At 65.2% G+C, this 15,075-nt stretch carries 16 protein-coding genes; 6 read left to right on the top strand and 10 right to left on the bottom strand.

The window, feature by feature from the left end:
- Window positions 1-558: a (2Fe-2S)-binding protein gene (locus LCL94_RS04280; protein WP_224831124.1), complete on the top strand. Its 558-nt coding sequence runs from the start codon at window positions 1-3 to the stop codon at window positions 556-558.
- 69 nt (window positions 559-627) lie between these two features.
- On the opposite strand, the gene LCL94_RS04275 is transcribed toward LCL94_RS04280, so the two are convergent.
- A complete protein-coding gene (locus LCL94_RS04275) occupies window positions 628-2,733 on the bottom strand; it encodes a TonB-dependent receptor (protein ID WP_224831123.1) in 2,106 nt (701 codons plus the stop codon).
- A gap of 169 nt (window positions 2,734-2,902) precedes the next feature.
- Here LCL94_RS04275 and arsC point away from each other — a divergent pair, with 169 nt between their 5' ends.
- Window positions 2,903-3,247, top strand: coding sequence for an arsenate reductase (glutaredoxin) (gene arsC / locus LCL94_RS04270; protein WP_224831122.1), 345 nt, complete (start codon window positions 2,903-2,905; stop codon window positions 3,245-3,247).
- Here the strand turns inward: arsC and LCL94_RS04265 are convergent.
- On the bottom strand, window positions 3,244-4,605 hold the full coding sequence (locus LCL94_RS04265) for an MFS transporter (RefSeq protein ID WP_224831121.1): 1,362 nt from the start codon (window positions 4,603-4,605) through the stop codon (window positions 3,244-3,246). The genes arsC and LCL94_RS04265 overlap by 4 nt on opposite strands.
- Window positions 4,606-4,700: 95 nt before the next feature.
- Between LCL94_RS04265 and LCL94_RS04260 the strand changes: the two genes are divergently transcribed.
- A complete protein-coding gene (locus tag LCL94_RS04260; RefSeq protein ID WP_224831120.1) occupies window positions 4,701-5,336 on the top strand; it encodes a class I SAM-dependent methyltransferase in 636 nt (211 codons plus the stop codon).
- On the opposite strand, the gene LCL94_RS04255 is transcribed toward LCL94_RS04260, so the two are convergent.
- Window positions 5,333-6,160: a glycerophosphoryl diester phosphodiesterase membrane domain-containing protein gene (locus LCL94_RS04255; RefSeq protein ID WP_224831119.1), complete on the bottom strand. Its 828-nt coding sequence runs from the start codon at window positions 6,158-6,160 to the stop codon at window positions 5,333-5,335. The genes LCL94_RS04260 and LCL94_RS04255 overlap by 4 nt on opposite strands.
- A gap of 59 nt (window positions 6,161-6,219) precedes the next feature.
- On the opposite strand from LCL94_RS04255, the gene lipB reads away from it, so the two are divergent.
- A complete protein-coding gene (gene lipB, locus LCL94_RS04250; RefSeq protein ID WP_224831118.1) occupies window positions 6,220-6,891 on the top strand; it encodes a lipoyl(octanoyl) transferase LipB in 672 nt (223 codons plus the stop codon).
- On the top strand, window positions 6,888-7,202 hold the full coding sequence (locus tag LCL94_RS04245) for a hypothetical protein (RefSeq protein ID WP_224831117.1): 315 nt from the start codon (window positions 6,888-6,890) through the stop codon (window positions 7,200-7,202). The genes lipB and LCL94_RS04245 overlap by 4 nt, the downstream gene beginning before the upstream one ends.
- On the opposite strand, the gene LCL94_RS04240 is transcribed toward LCL94_RS04245, so the two are convergent.
- Window positions 7,199-8,074, bottom strand: coding sequence for an HpcH/HpaI aldolase/citrate lyase family protein (locus tag LCL94_RS04240; RefSeq protein WP_224831116.1), 876 nt, complete (start codon window positions 8,072-8,074; stop codon window positions 7,199-7,201). The genes LCL94_RS04245 and LCL94_RS04240 overlap by 4 nt on opposite strands.
- Window positions 8,075-8,117: 43 nt before the next feature.
- Window positions 8,118-9,230, bottom strand: coding sequence for an alkene reductase (locus LCL94_RS04235; RefSeq protein WP_224831115.1), 1,113 nt, complete (start codon window positions 9,228-9,230; stop codon window positions 8,118-8,120).
- Window positions 9,231-9,286: 56 nt separating this feature from the next.
- Between LCL94_RS04235 and LCL94_RS04230 the strand changes: the two genes are divergently transcribed.
- A complete protein-coding gene (locus LCL94_RS04230; RefSeq protein ID WP_224831114.1) occupies window positions 9,287-10,204 on the top strand; it encodes a DMT family transporter in 918 nt (305 codons plus the stop codon).
- Between the two features lie 3 nt (window positions 10,205-10,207).
- Here LCL94_RS04230 and LCL94_RS04225 read toward each other — a convergent pair whose 3' ends face one another.
- The 5 genes from LCL94_RS04225 to LCL94_RS04205 all read right to left on the bottom strand — a co-directional run bounded on the left by LCL94_RS04225 (window position 10,208) and on the right by LCL94_RS04205 (window position 15,029).
- The gene (locus tag LCL94_RS04225; RefSeq protein WP_224831113.1) at window positions 10,208-11,524 is read right to left on the bottom strand and encodes a DUF2254 domain-containing protein; all 1,317 of its coding nucleotides are present in this window, start codon (window positions 11,522-11,524) and stop codon (window positions 10,208-10,210) included.
- Window positions 11,525-11,558: 34 nt separating this feature from the next.
- Window positions 11,559-12,545, bottom strand: coding sequence for a quinolinate synthase NadA (nadA, locus tag LCL94_RS04220; protein ID WP_224831112.1), 987 nt, complete (start codon window positions 12,543-12,545; stop codon window positions 11,559-11,561).
- 70 nt (window positions 12,546-12,615) lie between these two features.
- Window positions 12,616-13,398 (bottom strand): hypothetical protein, encoded by a 783-nt coding sequence (locus LCL94_RS04215; RefSeq protein WP_224831111.1) that lies wholly within the window; start codon window positions 13,396-13,398, stop codon window positions 12,616-12,618.
- 81 nt (window positions 13,399-13,479) lie between these two features.
- Window positions 13,480-14,172: a DUF4230 domain-containing protein gene (locus LCL94_RS04210; RefSeq protein WP_224831110.1), complete on the bottom strand. Its 693-nt coding sequence runs from the start codon at window positions 14,170-14,172 to the stop codon at window positions 13,480-13,482.
- A complete protein-coding gene (locus tag LCL94_RS04205) occupies window positions 14,157-15,029 on the bottom strand; it encodes an MBL fold metallo-hydrolase (RefSeq protein ID WP_224831109.1) in 873 nt (290 codons plus the stop codon). The genes LCL94_RS04210 and LCL94_RS04205 overlap by 16 nt, the downstream gene beginning before the upstream one ends.
- Window positions 15,030-15,075 lie beyond the last annotated feature (46 nt).

Genomic DNA, 15,075 nt, shown 5'->3' with positions numbered 1-15,075 from the left:
ATGTCCCGCATGACCGTAAACGACCGCCCGGTCGAATTCCTGATGGACGACGATACGCCTTTGCTGTGGGCGCTGCGCGATGCCGCCAATCTGACGGGGTCGAAATATGGCTGCGGGACCGGCGATTGCGGGGCCTGCATGGTCCATATCGACGGAGAAGCGCTGCGCTCCTGCCTTGTCACCATCGGCGAGGCGGAGGGGCGGTTCGTCACGACGATCGAGGGGCTGAGCGGGGATCGTTCGCACCCCGTCCAGCAGGCGCTGGTGGCGGAGCAGGCGATCCAGTGCGGCTTCTGTACGCCGGGGATCGTCATGGCGGCCGCAGCACTGATCAACCGCAATCCGGCTGCCTCGGAAGAGGATATCAAGGCGGCAGTTCCAAACCTGTGCCGCTGCGGCGTCTACCCGCGCCTCGTGCGCGCCATCCAGCGGGCAGGCCGCGTCGCAAGGCGGCAGGAGCGCATCAGCGCCGCGCCGGCCCCCGGTATCAGCAGCGAGGATGCGGCCCGCGAGGTCCCGGCGCTTTCCGGACAGGCGCCCGCAAAGCCGCGCAATTGATGCAATCATGAAAAAGCGGCGGCAGGTTTCCCCGCCGCCGCCATTTTCCTGACAGGCGCAGCCCCGGGATCAGATCTCGAAGCGGACGCCGATACGTGCGCTCAGTGGATCGCCCGGCTGGATGTTGTTGTTGCCATGGGCCGACGGGTAGTAATCCTCGTCGAACAGGTTCTCGACATTGAGCTGGAAGCTCAGGCGGTCGCTGACCGTGTAATAGGCGGCCGCATCGACACGCCAGTAGCTCGGCAGGACGACCGTGTTCGAGAAGCTGGCATACTGTTCCGACTGCTGGATGACGCCAAGGCCGAAGCCCAGCTGTTCATTCACATCGAAACGGTTCCACGCGCTGATCGAGTGCTTGGGCAGCTGCTGCAGGCGCTGGCCGGCATCGCCGAACGCGCTTTCGTTGAGCAGTTCGCCGTCGAGATAGGTGTAACCGAGATTGGCCTTCCAGAAATCGGCAATTTCACCGACCGCGCTGATCTCGAAACCTTCCGCACGGCTTTTGCCAGCCAAGACGGTCAACGTCGGATCGGTCGGCGAGGGGGCCTGGATATTGGTGCGCTCGAGGCGGAAGATCGCGGCGTTGACCAGCACCTTGTCGAGCGGGGCCCACTTCGCGCCGATTTCGTAATTGGTGAACTTTTCCGGATCGAACTGCGCATCGCCCTGCGAGAGGATAAAGAACTGGTCACCCGCCTGCGGCAGGAAGCTTTCCGAATAGGAGGCGTAGAGCGACAGGTCGGGGGTCGGCTTGACGATCAGGCCGATGCGCGGGCTGAACTTCTCGTCGATGCGGTCGGCAGCGGGTCCGCCCAAGAGGTCCTCGGTCTTGAGGTCGAAGCGGTCCCAGCGCAGGCCGCCGACGAGTTCGATATGGTCGCCGATCTCGAGCTGTTCCTGCACATAGACCGACAGGGTTTCGAGATCGCTCTGTCGCGAACGCGAGACCGGGTTCAGCTGGAAGGGCGGGATGAAGAGCACGTCGGCGAGCGGGGTCTGGTTCGGCGCCAGGCCGTCCACGCCCGGTGCACGGGTGAAACCGACCGTGCTGCGCTGGTTGGCCGAATCCTGCTTGCTCGCCTCGACGCCGAACAGGAGGGTCGAGGCGATGTCCGAACCCATTTCGGCTTCCCAGACCAGATTGGCCTGGCCGATCCAGTTGGTGCGCTGTTGCGCGTCCTCGTAGCCGCTCAGGAAGACGGTGGTGCCATCGGTGCTCGAAGGCACGATATTGGCGTAGACCTTGTCGTAATCGGCGAACTGGACCGTGGCGTTGGTAGTGAGGCCGCCGTTGAAATCATGCTCCAGCCGGACGCGGCCAATGTGGACCTGCGCTTCGGCGCGATTGAAGTCGCTATCGCCGAAGAAGGTGCTGTCGTAACCCTGCAGCGGGCCGGTGCCGAGCGACGGGAGGCCGCGGTCGGTGACGCGGCTGTCGTCATCATAGGTGTAGCTGGCGACAAGCGTGGTGTCGGGGCCGAGTGCTGCGGTCAGCGTGGGCGAGAAACCGATGAAGCGGCCTTCGTAGAAGTCGCGATCGTTGTCGAATTCCTCGTAAGCGGCATTGAGGCGCAGGGCCACGCCAGCGGACAGGGCCTGGTTGACGTCGGCAGTGACGTCGAAGGCGCTGAAAGTGTCGACCGATGCTTCGCCGGAAATGAAATTCTCGCCCAGCTTGGCACGCTTCGCCACGCGGTTGATCGCACCGCCGCCTGCACCGCGGCCGAAGATCAGCGCATTGGCTCCCTTGAGCACTTCTACACGCTCGATGTTGTAGAGCGAGCGGTAATACTGCGCATCGTCGCGCAGGCCGTCGATGTAGAAGTCGGCGGTCGATTCCTGGCCGCGGATGAAGACCTCGTCGCGGTGGCCTTCGCCGCTTTCCATGCTGATGCCCGGGACATAGCGGAGCGCGTCGTTGAGCTGGCGGATCGCCTGGTCTTCCAGCTGGTCTTCGGTGATGAAGCTGACCGCCTGCGGCACGTCGATCAGCGGGGTCGGCGTCTTGGTCGCGCTCGACCCGTCCTCGTTGGCATAGCCTTCGTCCCGGTCGCCGCTGACCACGATGTCGGCGGGCAGGTAGTCGCGGTCGGGCTGCACTTCCTCGGCCGCGAATGCGGGGGTGGCGAGGGCGGTTCCGGCTGCGAGCAGGGCCAGTGTGGAGGCTTTCATGGACTTCTTTCTGTTCTTGCGATTGATTCTCAAAACGTACTGTCCTGCTATTGCGAGCCATTCGCATTAGCAACCTCCAATTGCGCAATTGCCGGTGAAAAAATCGCAACACTGCATTTGACTGATAGGTTCAGTCGATTAGAGCGCGCCCGAAAGAGAAGGAGACACCATGAAGGCGACCATCTGGCACAATCCGAAATGCGGCACTTCGCGCAAGACGCTGGCCATTCTCGAAAACCTGTCGAAGGTCGATGTCGAAGTCGTGGAGTATCTCAAGGACCCGCCGACCAGGGAGAAGCTGGCGCAGCTCTACCGCGACGCAGGGATCACTCCGAACCAGGGCCTGCGCCTGCGCGGTACCGATGCCGAGGAGCGCGGCCTGCCGGACGCCGATGCCGACACCGTGCTCGCAGCCATGGTCGCAGACCCCATCCTGATCGAACGTCCGCTGGTGGAAACCGACAAGGGCGTGCGCCTCTGCCGCCCGCAGGACACGGTCCTCGAAATCCTCTAGCGGCGGTCCTGCGTCAGCCTGCTGTCCATTTGCAGGGTCAGCCAGCCGTAGACGAAGACGATGGCGCAGATGGCCACGATCAGGCCGAAGCCCAGCCAGTCCGAATGGCCGTATAGCCACACGCCCAGCGCGGGCGCGTAGATATAGCTCGCCCCCGCGACCGAGGCCGTGACGCCGGATGCCTGCCCCTGCTCGGCGCGAGTGACTGCCAGCGACGTGCCGGAGGTCGAGCCGGGGCGGAACAGCCCGAAGCCCAATGAGGCGACGGCAAAGGCCAATGCGATGGAATGGATGTTGCCAGCAACGCCGAGCATGGCGACGCCGAAGCCGGCGATCGCAATGCCCGACAGCGTCGCTGCGCGCGGGCCAAGGTTCAGCCTCGGGATCAAGCCCCACTGCGCCAGCAATGTGGCGATTGCGCCCGCCATCAGCACGAGGCCGACCGGGCCGGTGCCTTCCGCGGGCGTGGCGCGCAGTCCCAGCCGGTCGAGCACGAGGAAGCCCGCAATGCCGAGCACCATGGCCTGTGCGTGCCCGCCCAGCAGGCCGACCACGACCCAGGGGCGCAGACGCGGTTCGAACCAGCGCAGCTTATGCGGCTCGACCTCCTCTTCGTCCTCGTCCTCGTCATCGGAATTGCCGGAGAAATCGGCCGTGGGGCTGCCCGAATAGGACGGATCGTAGGTCTTGCCGCGTGCAGGGAATTGCGGCTCGTCATTGGGCAGTTTCCAGCGCAGCGCGACGAGCGTGGCCACGCCCATCAGCGAGAAAATCAGGAACGGGCCGGTCAGCCCGATGAAGGGCAGCACCATCAGCGGCGCAAGAGCAGGGCCGATGACTGTGCCCAGCCCAAAGCTCGACGCGATCAGCGACAGGGCCTGCGTGCGTTCAGAACGCGGGGTGCGGCTGGCGACATAGGCCTGGACCGCAGGCGGCGCCGCGCTGCCGAACCCGCCGTAAAGGCTGCGCGCCGCAGCGAACAGGATCAGCGCCCAGAACGCGCCGATATATCCCGACAGGCCGAGCCAGAGCATCAGGCCGCACAGTGCAAAGCTAGCGATGAACCCCACCAGCCCCAGCGCCATCATCGCCTTGCGGCCGCGCTGGTCGGACCGTTCGGCCCAGAGCGGTGCGCAGAACACCCAGAGCAATGCCGACCAGCTGTACGCGAGGCTGATCCATACGTCGTTGATCTGCAGCGCCGTGCCGATGGATGGCATGACCGACTGCATGGCTGTATTGCCGGCCGCCGTGGTCAGCATGACCGCGAAGAGCAGCGTCATGCGCCCGCGCGAAATCGACGGCTGGCGCACCGGGAGCGGTGACGTCACGGCGTCGGACGGATCGGCTTCGGCCATGGGATAAGCGGCTACGCTGCTCCACGCGCCCTTGCAATGGCGCAGGCGCACTGCCAGACGAAGTAACTGTCTTATCGTCGAAAGAGGGGTCAGTCTTGACCGGTTACGACAATGCCCCGGCGATCCCGCGGCGCAATTTCAAGGAAAAGGCCGCGCGCTTTTTCGGCCAGTGGGGCGTGTTCTTCCGCGGTTTTGTCGAACACCCCAAGATGGTCGGCTCGATCATCCCCTCCTCGCGTTTCACCATCGAGAAAATGCTGGCGCCGGTGAAATGGGACGAATGCAAGCTGTTCGTGGAATACGGGCCTGGCGTCGGCACCTTCTGCCAGGCCGTGCTCGACCGCCTGCCGCGGGACGGATCGCTGATCGTGATCGACACCAACCCGCTCTATATCGACTACCTGCGCAAGCATTTCCGCGACAGCCGGTTTTCCGCTGTCCACGGCTCTGCCGCGGACGTGGAGGAGATCGTGAAGGCGCATGGCCACGACCATGCCGACTACGTCCTGTCCGGCCTGCCGTTTTCGACGCTGCCCGCAGGCATCGGTCCTGCCATCGCGGCGGCAACGTACCGCGTCATCCGCCCGGGCGGCGCATTCCTCGTCTACCAGTTCTCGGCCAAGGCGCGCGATTTCATGGCGCCCCATTTCGAGCGTATCGAAAACGGCTTCGAACTGCTGAACGTGCTTCCCTGCCAGCTCTTCTGGGGTTGGAAGGAGCCGAAGGGTTAGGCCTCTTCGCCAGTATCCGCTGCGGACAGGCGCGAAAGCTGCGCGTGGATCGCGGCCAGGATGCTCACTACGAAGACTGCGCCCAGGGCATCGATGAGCCCTGCCGAAAGCGCCGCGCCGAAGCTGGACGCTTCCTCCCCGCCAAGCGCGAAGACAAGGCCGACGATCCAGCCAAGGATCAGCACCAGCACGGCGGCTGCGACGACCAGCAGGACGAAGAAGCCGAGCAGACGCAGCGAATTACCCTTGGTCATGGCCCAGGACCGCTTGAGCGCGGCAACCGGGTTACGCTCCCCCTCGATGCCGATGATGGGCGTCGAAAGAGACAGCTTGATGCTGATGTAGACGACCAGCGGAATGGCGAAGAGCGCGCCCACCAGCGCAACCGGCTTGAGGCCGATCGCAGCGGGCAGGCTGATCAGCACGAAGATCGGCGCGAGATAGGCGAGGATTTGCAGCAGGTAGGCACCGATGAAGGTCGGCAGCAGCGATGCCCCCGAGGCCAGCGCTTCGCCCACCGTAGGCGAGGAGCGACGGCGCAGCAGCGCCAGCATGGCCAGCTGGGCGAGGCTGGTGAGCAGGAACACGCCGAGGAACAGCCACCAGTATTCGCTGAACATGGTCATCAGCGCGCCCTGCAATTGCTCCATGGTCGGCTGGGTCGAGCCTTCGAGCGAGGATTCGATGCTCGCGCTCGGGAAGATGATCGCGGCGAAGGCCGATGGCAGGAAGATCAGCACGCCCGCGATCGTTGCCAGCAGGCTGAAATTGCCCTTGATGAGTGCCAGTGCCTCGTTCCAGCCCTTGTCGAAATCGAATTTCATCGCCGAACCCCTCTCTTTCGCTCTTGATAAGCGCGACTTGCGTCGCCACGCAATTCCCCATGTCCGAAATGCTCACCGAAACCGTCGAATGGCGTGCCGAAAAGGGGCAGGTGCCCTATCGCGACGCGCTCGCGGCGATGGAGGCGTGCAACAAGGCCGTGTCCGAGGGCGAGGCGCGGGAACTGGTCTGGCTGCTCGAGCACCCGCCGGTCTATACTGCCGGGACCAGCGCCGACGGGGCAGAACTGCTCGACCCGCGCTTCGAAGTGGTCGAGGCGGGCCGCGGAGGGCGGTACACCTATCACGGCCCGGGCCAGCGCGTCGGCTACCTGATGCTCGACCTCAAGGCGCGGGGACGCGACGTGCGCTGCTTCGTCCACTCGGTCGAAGGCTGGGTGATCGCCACGCTCGGCGACCTCGGGGTCGAATGCTGGCGCAGCGACGGGCGGATCGGAATCTGGACGCGCGATATCGACGGGCGCGAGGCCAAGATCGGCGCGATCGGCGTGCGCGTGCGCCGTTGGGTGACGATGCACGGGTTCTCCGTCAACCTCGCTCCCGACCTCACCCACTTCACCGGCATCGTGCCCTGCGGGATCGACGAATTCGGCGTCACCAGCATGGCGCGGCTCGGCCACGATATTGCGCCTGATGCCTTCGATGAGGCATTGAAGCGGCGGGCAGGCGATTTCCTCGCCGCGCTCGAAGGAAAGGAATGCGCGCTGCCATGAAGCGACTGACGATTATCGCACTCGGGGCGCTGACCCTTGCCGCCTGTCAGGACCAGGCCGACGAAGCGGGTGCGACAGGCGATGCGCAGCGTGCCGAGGGCGAAGTGCTTGGCGGCACGATCGACGATTCCATGCTGCCGCTCGACACCGTGACCTCGCAGGCCCCTCCGCTGCGGCAGGCGCCCAGCGAGGGCTCTTCCGGCGATACCGAGGATGCCAGCGAGGAAGACGGTGACGAGGCAGAGGCCGATGCCGCGCCCGAAGAGGGCACGCAGGCCGAACCCGCCGAAGAGGCGGAGCCGGAAGCCTAATCCTCGCCGAGCAGCTTCCTTGCGCGTGCGAGGTCGCCTTGCCGGACATAGCGGCCGCGTGACGGGAGCGCCTCTGCACCCGGATTGAGCGCGAACAATCCGACGATCTCGCGCGCTTCGGCGATTTCCTCGGACGTTGGCGCGAAAGCGGCATTGATCGCTTCCACCTGCGAGGGATGGACGGCGATCATGCCGCTGAACCCGTCCCCGCGCGCGGCGAGCGCTGCGCGTTTGGCGCCCTCGGCATCGCGCGTGTCGCGAAAACCAGCCTCGATCGCCATCAACCCTTGCGCATGGGCGGCCAGCAGGACCTGCCCCCGGACATAGGCCAGCGCATCGGTCCATAGCCCTCCCGGTCCGCGCATTCGCCGCGCGCCGAGCGAACGGGCGAGCGCTGCAGCATCCCAGCCAAGCCCGACGATGCGTGCGTGGATTTCCTCGGCAAACGGTTTGAGGTGCAGGGCCGCAGCGGGATTGGCGCCAAGTTCCGGGATGATCTTGGTCGCGCCGCTGCGCACGCCTGCACGGCCTTCGCATTCATAGAGCGCTGCGGCGAACTGCTGGACTTCATCGGTGCCGATGCATTCGGCAAGGACGACGCCGTCGGGCGCGCCTTCCATCGCGGCCTCGAGATCGGCGCGCCAGTGCGGGCTCGACACGGGGCCGATGCGTACCCAGCGCGCGAAACTGCGCGCTGCCACCACTTGCGAGCGGTGCGAGACCAGCCAGTCACGCGAGGCCAGCCGGGTGTGCTGCTTGGTGTCCTCGCCGGCGGCGCGGGCGAGGTCGATGACGACCGCGTCCGCGCCCGAGCCGGCTACCTGCCCCAGCGCCTTGTCCTTGTCTGCCGGGACCACGATCCACGAGCGCATTTATCGACCCTCCTCAGGGACGATTCGCGCCGGGATGGGCGAATCACCCGCCGACAGTTTCCCCGCTTTTGGTTAGCATGGGGTAATCGATGTACCCTTCCGGCCCCGGAAGGTACCAGCTTTGCGGAACGTTTACATTGGGTTGCAGCTCTGCACCCAGCCGGAAACGTTCGGGCAAATCGGGGTTGGAGATGAAATCCCGGCCCCAGCTGACCGCATCGCAGCGCCCTGCCTCGATATCGGCAACCGCCTGTTCGGGCGTGTAATCGCTGTTGAGCACCAGCGGGCCTGAATAGATCTGGCGGATCAGCGGGCTCTGCTTGGGCACGTCGGTAGCGCCGAAGGTGCCGTCGGGGCCCGGCTCGCGCAGTTCGAGGAAGCCGAGGCCGAGTTCCTCGACCACCCTGGCGGCCGCGCCGAAGGTTGCCGGCGGATCGCTGTCGTCGCAGCCCTGCGTCTCGCCATTGGGCGACAGGCGCACGCTGACGCGGTCTGCGCCCCAGACGTCGATAAGCGCGGTGAGAACTTCGCGCAGGAAGCGGGTGCGGTTTTCCGGGCTGCCGCCGTATTCGTCTTCGCGCAGATTGCTGCTGTCGCGCAGGAACTGGTCGACGAGATAGCCATTTGCGCCGTGCAGCTGGACGCCGTCGAACCCGGCGCGCTTGGCGTTTGCGGCGGCATGGCGATAGTCGCCCACCACGCGGGCGATCTCGTCCTTGCCGAGCGCGCGTGCCGGTTCATAATCCTTGCGGCCTTGGAAGGTGTGGGCATGGCCCGGCGCGCAGGTGGCGCTGGCCGAAACAGGCGGGTTGCCGCCGAGAAAGTCGGGGTGAACCAGACGGCCCATGTGCCACAGCTGCAGCACGATCGCGCCGCCTTCTTCGTGAACGGCATTCGTCACCAGCTTCCAGCCTTCGACCTGCTCGTCGCTCCAGATGCCGGGTGCTGCCGGCCAGCCGAGGCCTTCCACGCTGATGCCGGTGGCTTCCGAAATGATCAGGCCTGCGCTTGCCCGCTGGCGGTAATAGGTCGCCATCATCTCGTTCGGGATCGAGCCGGGCTGGGTCGACCTGCCGCGCGTGAGCGGAGCCATGAGGATCCTGTTTTTCGCTTCGATGGCGCCGAGTTTGAGCGGGTCGAACAGCTTTTCATGCATCGCGGCAAAGTCCCTTTTTGCTGACTTGTATGTGCAAGGGGAGCTAGGGAGCCGCAATGGGGGACACAAGCACCATCGCCGACAAGAATGACTTTCAGCCCGGTGCGTGGCACTTTGCCGCGCTGATTGCGGGCAATGTCGCGCTGGCTCTCGGCCCCTGGCTGGTGCGCCTTGCCGATACCGGACCGGTCGCCTCGGCGTTCTGGCGCCTGTTCCTGCCGATCCCATTGATCGCGCTTCTGGCATGGCGGCAAAGGGCACCCGGCCCGATCGACAAGCGGCTGGCGCTGCTGGTCGTCGCAGCGGGCTGTTTCTTCGCGCTCGACCTTGCCAGCTGGCATATCGGGATCGAGCGGACGCGGCTGGGAAATGCGGTCCTGTTCGGCAATTCGGGCAGCGTGATCCTGATGATCTGGGGGTTGGTTGCCCTGCGCCGCGCGCCATCGGGCCGCGAATATGCAGGGGTTGCGGCTGCCTTGTTTGGTGCAGCGATCCTGCTCGGGCGCAGCCTCGAAATCTCGAAAGCGAACCTGGTGGGCGATTTGTTCTGCCTCGCTGCCGGCCTGTTCTACGCCTTCTACCTCCTGCCCGCCCAGCGGGCGCGGAGCGCACTAGGCCCGTGGAGCGTGCTGCTGCTCGTCAGCCTCGCCGCCTCGCCCCTGCTCCTCCTCATGGCGCTTGCGCATGGCGATCCCGTCTGGCCGGGCGCGGCAGGCTGGACGCCTGTCTTCGTACTTGCCCTGACCAGCCAGGTGGTCGGCCAAGGACTGCTCGTCTATTCGCTGCGCCACTTCCCGCCGCTTATCATCGGGATGGCGTTGCTGCTCCAGCCCGCGGTCGGGGCGAGTGTCGGCTGGGCAGCGTTCGGCGAACTGCTGGCTCCGCTCGATGTGCTGGGCATGGCGCTGGTCGGCGCGGCGCTGGTCCTTGCGCGCAGCACGACCGGCGGGGCGAGGGCCCCGCGACCGCGCTGATCGCTACCAGAAGGTCCGGTTGAACTCGGCATAGTGTGCCTCGAACCTTGCGAGGTCCGGGCCGACGAGGCTGACGCCCACTTGCTGCGCGAGCAGTTCTCCTTCCGACTTCAGTACGGCCTGCCGATCCTCGTGCCTCAAGGGGATCGCCGCATTGGCGAGCGTGTCGAGCATGACTTCCGCTGCAATCGGAGAGGTGGCGACAGCGCTGCGGATCGCGCCGAAGCCGCGCTTCACGTAATGGTCGAAGCCGTCGGGCGCAGGAATGACGGGGCAATCCTCCTCATCCTTGCCGCAGACGTCCTTGCGCAGGTCGCGGCGCCCGATCTCAGCCGTCGCCGCGCCCAGCCAGTGTAGGGCATTGATGGCGGTGAAGGGATCGTTGATGCCGGGCGACAGGGCGCGCAGGCCGATTTCCACCAGCTCGTCGATGAGGAATTGCGGGTCCTGTTCGGGCGTCCGGGTCGCGCCAAGCGTGTAGCAGTCGCGCACGCGGTCCTCGATATTCTCCGGCTTGCAGCCTTCGACCAGCATCAGCGGCATGTCGCGGTGGACGAAGTCGCCCGTGCGAACGACCAGCGAGAAAGTGCATCCGCAGCCCTGGGCGATTTCCACCAGCCCGCCGAAGTCGATCATCTGGACATAGCCCGTACCGGTCGCGACAAGCGGTTCTCCGCCCTTGGGCTCGACCGCGTCGGCGAATTCGTCTTCGACCGGATAGGTGTCGCGGATGGTGTCGAGCAGGCGCTCGCCGATCCCTTGCAGGACCTTGTTGATGCGGATGCTCGACGGGATGTGGTTGAGGAAAAACACGAGCACGGCGACGCACAGCGCCATCATCATGTAGGCGACCAATAGCGAAAGCTGGGGCGTAAAGCCGGGCAGCGCGGTGGCTGCGGCATCGGACAGCGCTGCGGGCGTTTCGTCCTCCGCCCGCACGGCGCGCAGGACGATCAGTGCATAGACGAAGCTGCCGATGAAGGTCGCCAGGCTCAGCTGGTTGCCCCGGTCCTCCATGAAATTGGTCAGCAGGCGCGGGCCGTAGTTGCCGCTGGCATAGGCGACCGCCGCGATGGTGATGGAGAACACGGTTGAGGCTACCCCGATCATGCTGCCCGCCATCACGGTCAGCATGTCCGCCGCACCCTTGGGGCGTGCGGGCACGATCCAGTCGACCTCGTTCAGGAATTCGGCAAAGCCGTTCCTGTCCAGCCAGACCATGGAAAAGGCCAGCAACGCCGCCGCGATCGAGAAGAGCGCGGGGTAGAACCAGTAATTGGCGTTGAGGCGCGCCCAGAAGAAGCGGATATCTGCCGTCATGTAGCGCCCAACGCGTGGGCGCAGCGTAGGTGCCTCAGACCTTGCCGAGGTCGCCCTTGCCGATCGTGCCGCTGGCCATTTCGAGCATGCGGTCGAGGCTCTGCTTGGCCTTCAGGCGCAGGCCTTCCTCGATCTCGATCCGCGGCTCGAGATCGCGCAGGCAGGCATACATCTTTTCCATGGTGTTGAGGGCCATGTAGGGGCAGATATTGCAGCTGCAGTTTCCGTCTGCACCCGGCGCGCCGATGAAGGTCTTTTCGGGCAGCGCCTTTTCCATCTGGTGGATGATGTGCGGCTCGGTCGCCACGATCAGCGTGTCGCCTTCGAAGGTCTTGGCGAACTGCAGAATGCCGCTGGTCGAACCGACATAGTCTGCATGGTCGATGATGGTCGGCGGGCACTCGGGGTGCGCGGCCACCGGCGCACCGGGATATTGCGCCTTCAACTTGAGTAGCTCGGTTTCGCTGAATGCCTCGTGCACGATGCACACGCCCGGCCATAGCAGCATGTCGCGGCCGAACTTGCGGCTCATGTAACCGCCGAGGTGACGGTCGGGGCCGAAGATGATCTTCTGGTCTTCAGGGATCTGGCTGATGATCGTTTCGGCCGAAGAGCTCGTCACGATGATGTCGCTGAGCGCCTTCACCTCGGTCGAGCAGTTGATGTAGGTCAGCGCGATGTGATCGGGATGCGCTTCGCGGAAAGCCTTGAACTTTTCCGGCGGGCAACTGTCTTCGAGGCTGCAGCCGGCATCCATGTCGGGCAGGACGACGATCTTCTCAGGCGACAGGATCTTGGCGGTGTCTGCCATGAACTTCACGCCGCAGAACACGATCACATCGGCATCGGTTTCCGCCGCCTTGCGCGACAGTTCCAGGCTGTCGCCCACGAAGTCCGCGATATCCTGGATATCGGCGGTCTGGTAGTAATGGGCGAGGATGATCGCGTTCTTCTCCTTGCGGAGGCGGTTGATCTCCGCAAGCAGGTCTTCCCCGGTCGGCAGGCTGGTTTCGGCAGTCATTCTCTGTCCCGTCTGATGCGTTTGTGGCGCTTATAGACAGAACGGGCGCAGAGGCGAGGGGGTTCCTCGCCTACATCGAGAAGCCGGGCGGCAGGAACGCTTCCATCGGCCGGTCGGCACCCGGCGTTCCCGCGATCACGCTTTCGGTCACGCCCATGCCGAAGCTGCTGTAGGCGATCGCCAACGAGACGAGGAACACGCCGACATAGATGCCGAGGCCCCACCAGTAGGCGGGATGCACACGGCCGGCGCTGCGCTTGTCGGCGATCATCCCGATGACCGGGAAGACCATCGTCGCCACCGTCGTGATCAGCCAGGCATTGGGGATCATCAGCGGCAGTGGCAGCAGGCGGCCAAGGCCCGGGCCGGTCAGGATCGCCATCGCGCACAGCATCAGGCGGCGGTGCCATCCGGTGTATCGCTGCCGGCGAAGCGCCCAGAAGGCGAGGAAACCGAAGGTCCACAGGAGCATCATGTTGCTCCAGAGGAATTCGCTCACATGGAAGAAGAACGGGCCGCCGTTGCGCCGGGCGACCACGATCATGATCGTGCTGCCGGCCAGCACCATCAGCGGGATGAGCGCATAGGCGACCTTGCCCAGCTTGCGGTGGAAGGCCCAATTGCCCGAAGACGCGCTCAGGTGCTGGGCGACGTAGAGGCCGATCCAGGACATGAAGATGACGCCGTGCACATGGTAGGGCAGCGGCACGTCGAAGCTTGAACGCCCCATCGCCAGCTGGATCGAAAAACCCGCCACGATGACGAAGGACATGACGAGCGCCATGATGGTGAAAAAGCGGGTATTGCCCCGCGCGGAATTCTGCGCCTGATCACCGGCGGCAAGACTGGCCATGGTCGGTTACTCCCCCCAAAGTTTCCGCGACCCCTTATCTTTTATGGTCTTAGGGGTATCGGCCGGGGGAGGAGGCGTCAATCAGGCGGGCGGACTTTCCCCGTCGAAGCGGACGACCACCTCGATATTCTCCCAGCCGGCAACCTGCAGCGGGATTGCGAGATTCTGGCGCACCGCTTCCTTGGCGGCACTGCGGGCCATCGCCAGCACCTGCGGGTTCTTGGCGAAGGCGGCAGCCTTGCGTTCGGCCTGCTGCGAATTGTTGCGCGCCAGGTCGCTGCTGGCATCGCGGCTGACATAGGTGCCTTCGGTGAAGGTCGTCTGCGCCGCCTCGTCGAGATTGGGGCGCGAGATCTTCAGCGCGGGCAGGATCACCGTCAGCGTCTCGCTCGCCGCGTTCCATTCGAACCGGTCGCGGTCCATGTTCGACAGGTCGAGCCGGTATTCGACCGTTGCCGGGATGACGGCCGCCTGACGGCTTTCGAGCAGGTCGACGCCGAGCACGCCGCGCTTGTCGACGCTTTCGGCGACGACTTCGAAGCGCGACGAGAAAACGGTGAGCGAATTCTGCTTCTCGAACGCGAGCATGGCGCTGCCCACGGGATCGCCTTCTTCGTGGTAGAAGAATGCGCGCCAGCCGAGCCATGCGCAGGCCGCGATGAGCAGGATGACGATGAACCACGGAACCGCCTGCACCCGCGCCAGCGACTTGCCGCCGTAGCGGTCCGGAGTGGTAACCGTGCCCGGTTCTGCGTGCTTCAGATCGTCTGCCATATGTCCCCCGAACGTTGCACCAGCCCCCGACGTTCCAGATCTAGGAGGTGTGCTGTCACCGACATGCGCGCCGCGCCGTGCAGCCTTTCATCAAGGCCGCGATACATCTTGGGCACGAAATCGCCCGCTGCGTGCGGCCCGTCGCGCAGGTGCCGCAGGATCTGGTTCTCGCGCTGCCTTCGGTGGCCGATCATGCCGCGAACCAGCTGGCGCGGCTTGTCGATCGCCTCGCCATGGGCGGGATAATAGACCCGGTCCTCGCGCGCGTAGAGTTTCTCGAGGCTGGCCATGTAATCGGCCATGTCGCCATCGGGCGGAACGACGACGCTGGTCGACCAGCCCATGACGTGGTCGCCGGTGAACAGCGCGCCGCTTTCTTCGAGGGCGAAACACAGGTGGTTCGACACATGGCCGGGCGTTGCCACCGCCCGCAGCGTCCAGCCGGGCCCGGTCATCGCCTCGCCATCGGCAAGGACGCGGTCGGGTTCGTAATCCCGATCGAAGGATGCATCGGCGCGCGGTCCGCTGTCGTCCAGCACCAGCGGCGCACAGCCGACGATGGGCGCGCCGGTGCGTTTTGCCAGGGGCCGAGCGCCGGGCGAATGGTCGCGGTGGGTATGCGTGCACATGATGGCGCAGACGTGCTCGTCCCTGATCGCGGCATCGAGCGCGAGCAAGTGCGCCGGATCGTCCGGCCCCGGATCGATGACCGCGCAGCCGCCGCCGATCCCGACCACATAGGTCTGCGTGCCCGTATAGGTGTAGGGCGACGGGTTAGGGGCGAGCACACGCCGCACCAGCGGTTCCAGCTGCTGCGCCTCGCCCGTGGGCCATGGTTTGGGAGGAGGACCTGCCATGGGGTTGCATATGGGCGGTGTCGCGGTTCATGTCACCACCCGCCAG

Source organism: Qipengyuania gaetbuli, assembly GCF_020171365.1.
Classification (GTDB): Bacteria; Pseudomonadota; Alphaproteobacteria; order Sphingomonadales; family Sphingomonadaceae; genus Qipengyuania; species Qipengyuania gaetbuli_B.
The sequence above is the reverse complement of the archived record's forward strand: the minus strand, read 5'-3'. Positions and strand labels throughout refer to the sequence as shown.

Bases quoted from the DNA above. Each gene is read 5' to 3' on its own strand.
- LCL94_RS04280 (WP_224831124.1), top strand. From the start codon at position 1: ATGTCCCGCATGACCGTAAACGACCGCCCGGTCGAATTCCTGATGGAC.
- LCL94_RS04275 (WP_224831123.1), bottom strand. From the start codon at position 2,733: ATGAAAGCCTCCACACTGGCCCTGCTCGCAGCCGGAACCGCCCTCGCC.
- arsC (WP_224831122.1), top strand. From the start codon at position 2,903: ATGAAGGCGACCATCTGGCACAATCCGAAATGCGGCACTTCGCGCAAG.
- LCL94_RS04265 (WP_224831121.1), bottom strand. From the start codon at position 4,605: ATGGCCGAAGCCGATCCGTCCGACGCCGTGACGTCACCGCTCCCGGTG.
- LCL94_RS04255 (WP_224831119.1), bottom strand. From the start codon at position 6,160: ATGAAATTCGATTTCGACAAGGGCTGGAACGAGGCACTGGCACTCATC.
- lipB (WP_224831118.1), top strand. From the start codon at position 6,220: ATGTCCGAAATGCTCACCGAAACCGTCGAATGGCGTGCCGAAAAGGGG.
- LCL94_RS04245 (WP_224831117.1), top strand. From the start codon at position 6,888: ATGAAGCGACTGACGATTATCGCACTCGGGGCGCTGACCCTTGCCGCC.
- LCL94_RS04240 (WP_224831116.1), bottom strand. From the start codon at position 8,074: ATGCGCTCGTGGATCGTGGTCCCGGCAGACAAGGACAAGGCGCTGGGG.
- LCL94_RS04235 (WP_224831115.1), bottom strand. From the start codon at position 9,230: ATGCATGAAAAGCTGTTCGACCCGCTCAAACTCGGCGCCATCGAAGCG.
- LCL94_RS04230 (WP_224831114.1), top strand. From the start codon at position 9,287: ATGGGGGACACAAGCACCATCGCCGACAAGAATGACTTTCAGCCCGGT.
- LCL94_RS04225 (WP_224831113.1), bottom strand. From the start codon at position 11,524: ATGACGGCAGATATCCGCTTCTTCTGGGCGCGCCTCAACGCCAATTAC.
- nadA (WP_224831112.1), bottom strand. From the start codon at position 12,545: ATGACTGCCGAAACCAGCCTGCCGACCGGGGAAGACCTGCTTGCGGAG.
- LCL94_RS04215 (WP_224831111.1), bottom strand. From the start codon at position 13,398: ATGGCCAGTCTTGCCGCCGGTGATCAGGCGCAGAATTCCGCGCGGGGC.
- LCL94_RS04210 (WP_224831110.1), bottom strand. From the start codon at position 14,172: ATGGCAGACGATCTGAAGCACGCAGAACCGGGCACGGTTACCACTCCG.
- LCL94_RS04205 (WP_224831109.1), bottom strand. From the start codon at position 15,029: ATGGCAGGTCCTCCTCCCAAACCATGGCCCACGGGCGAGGCGCAGCAG.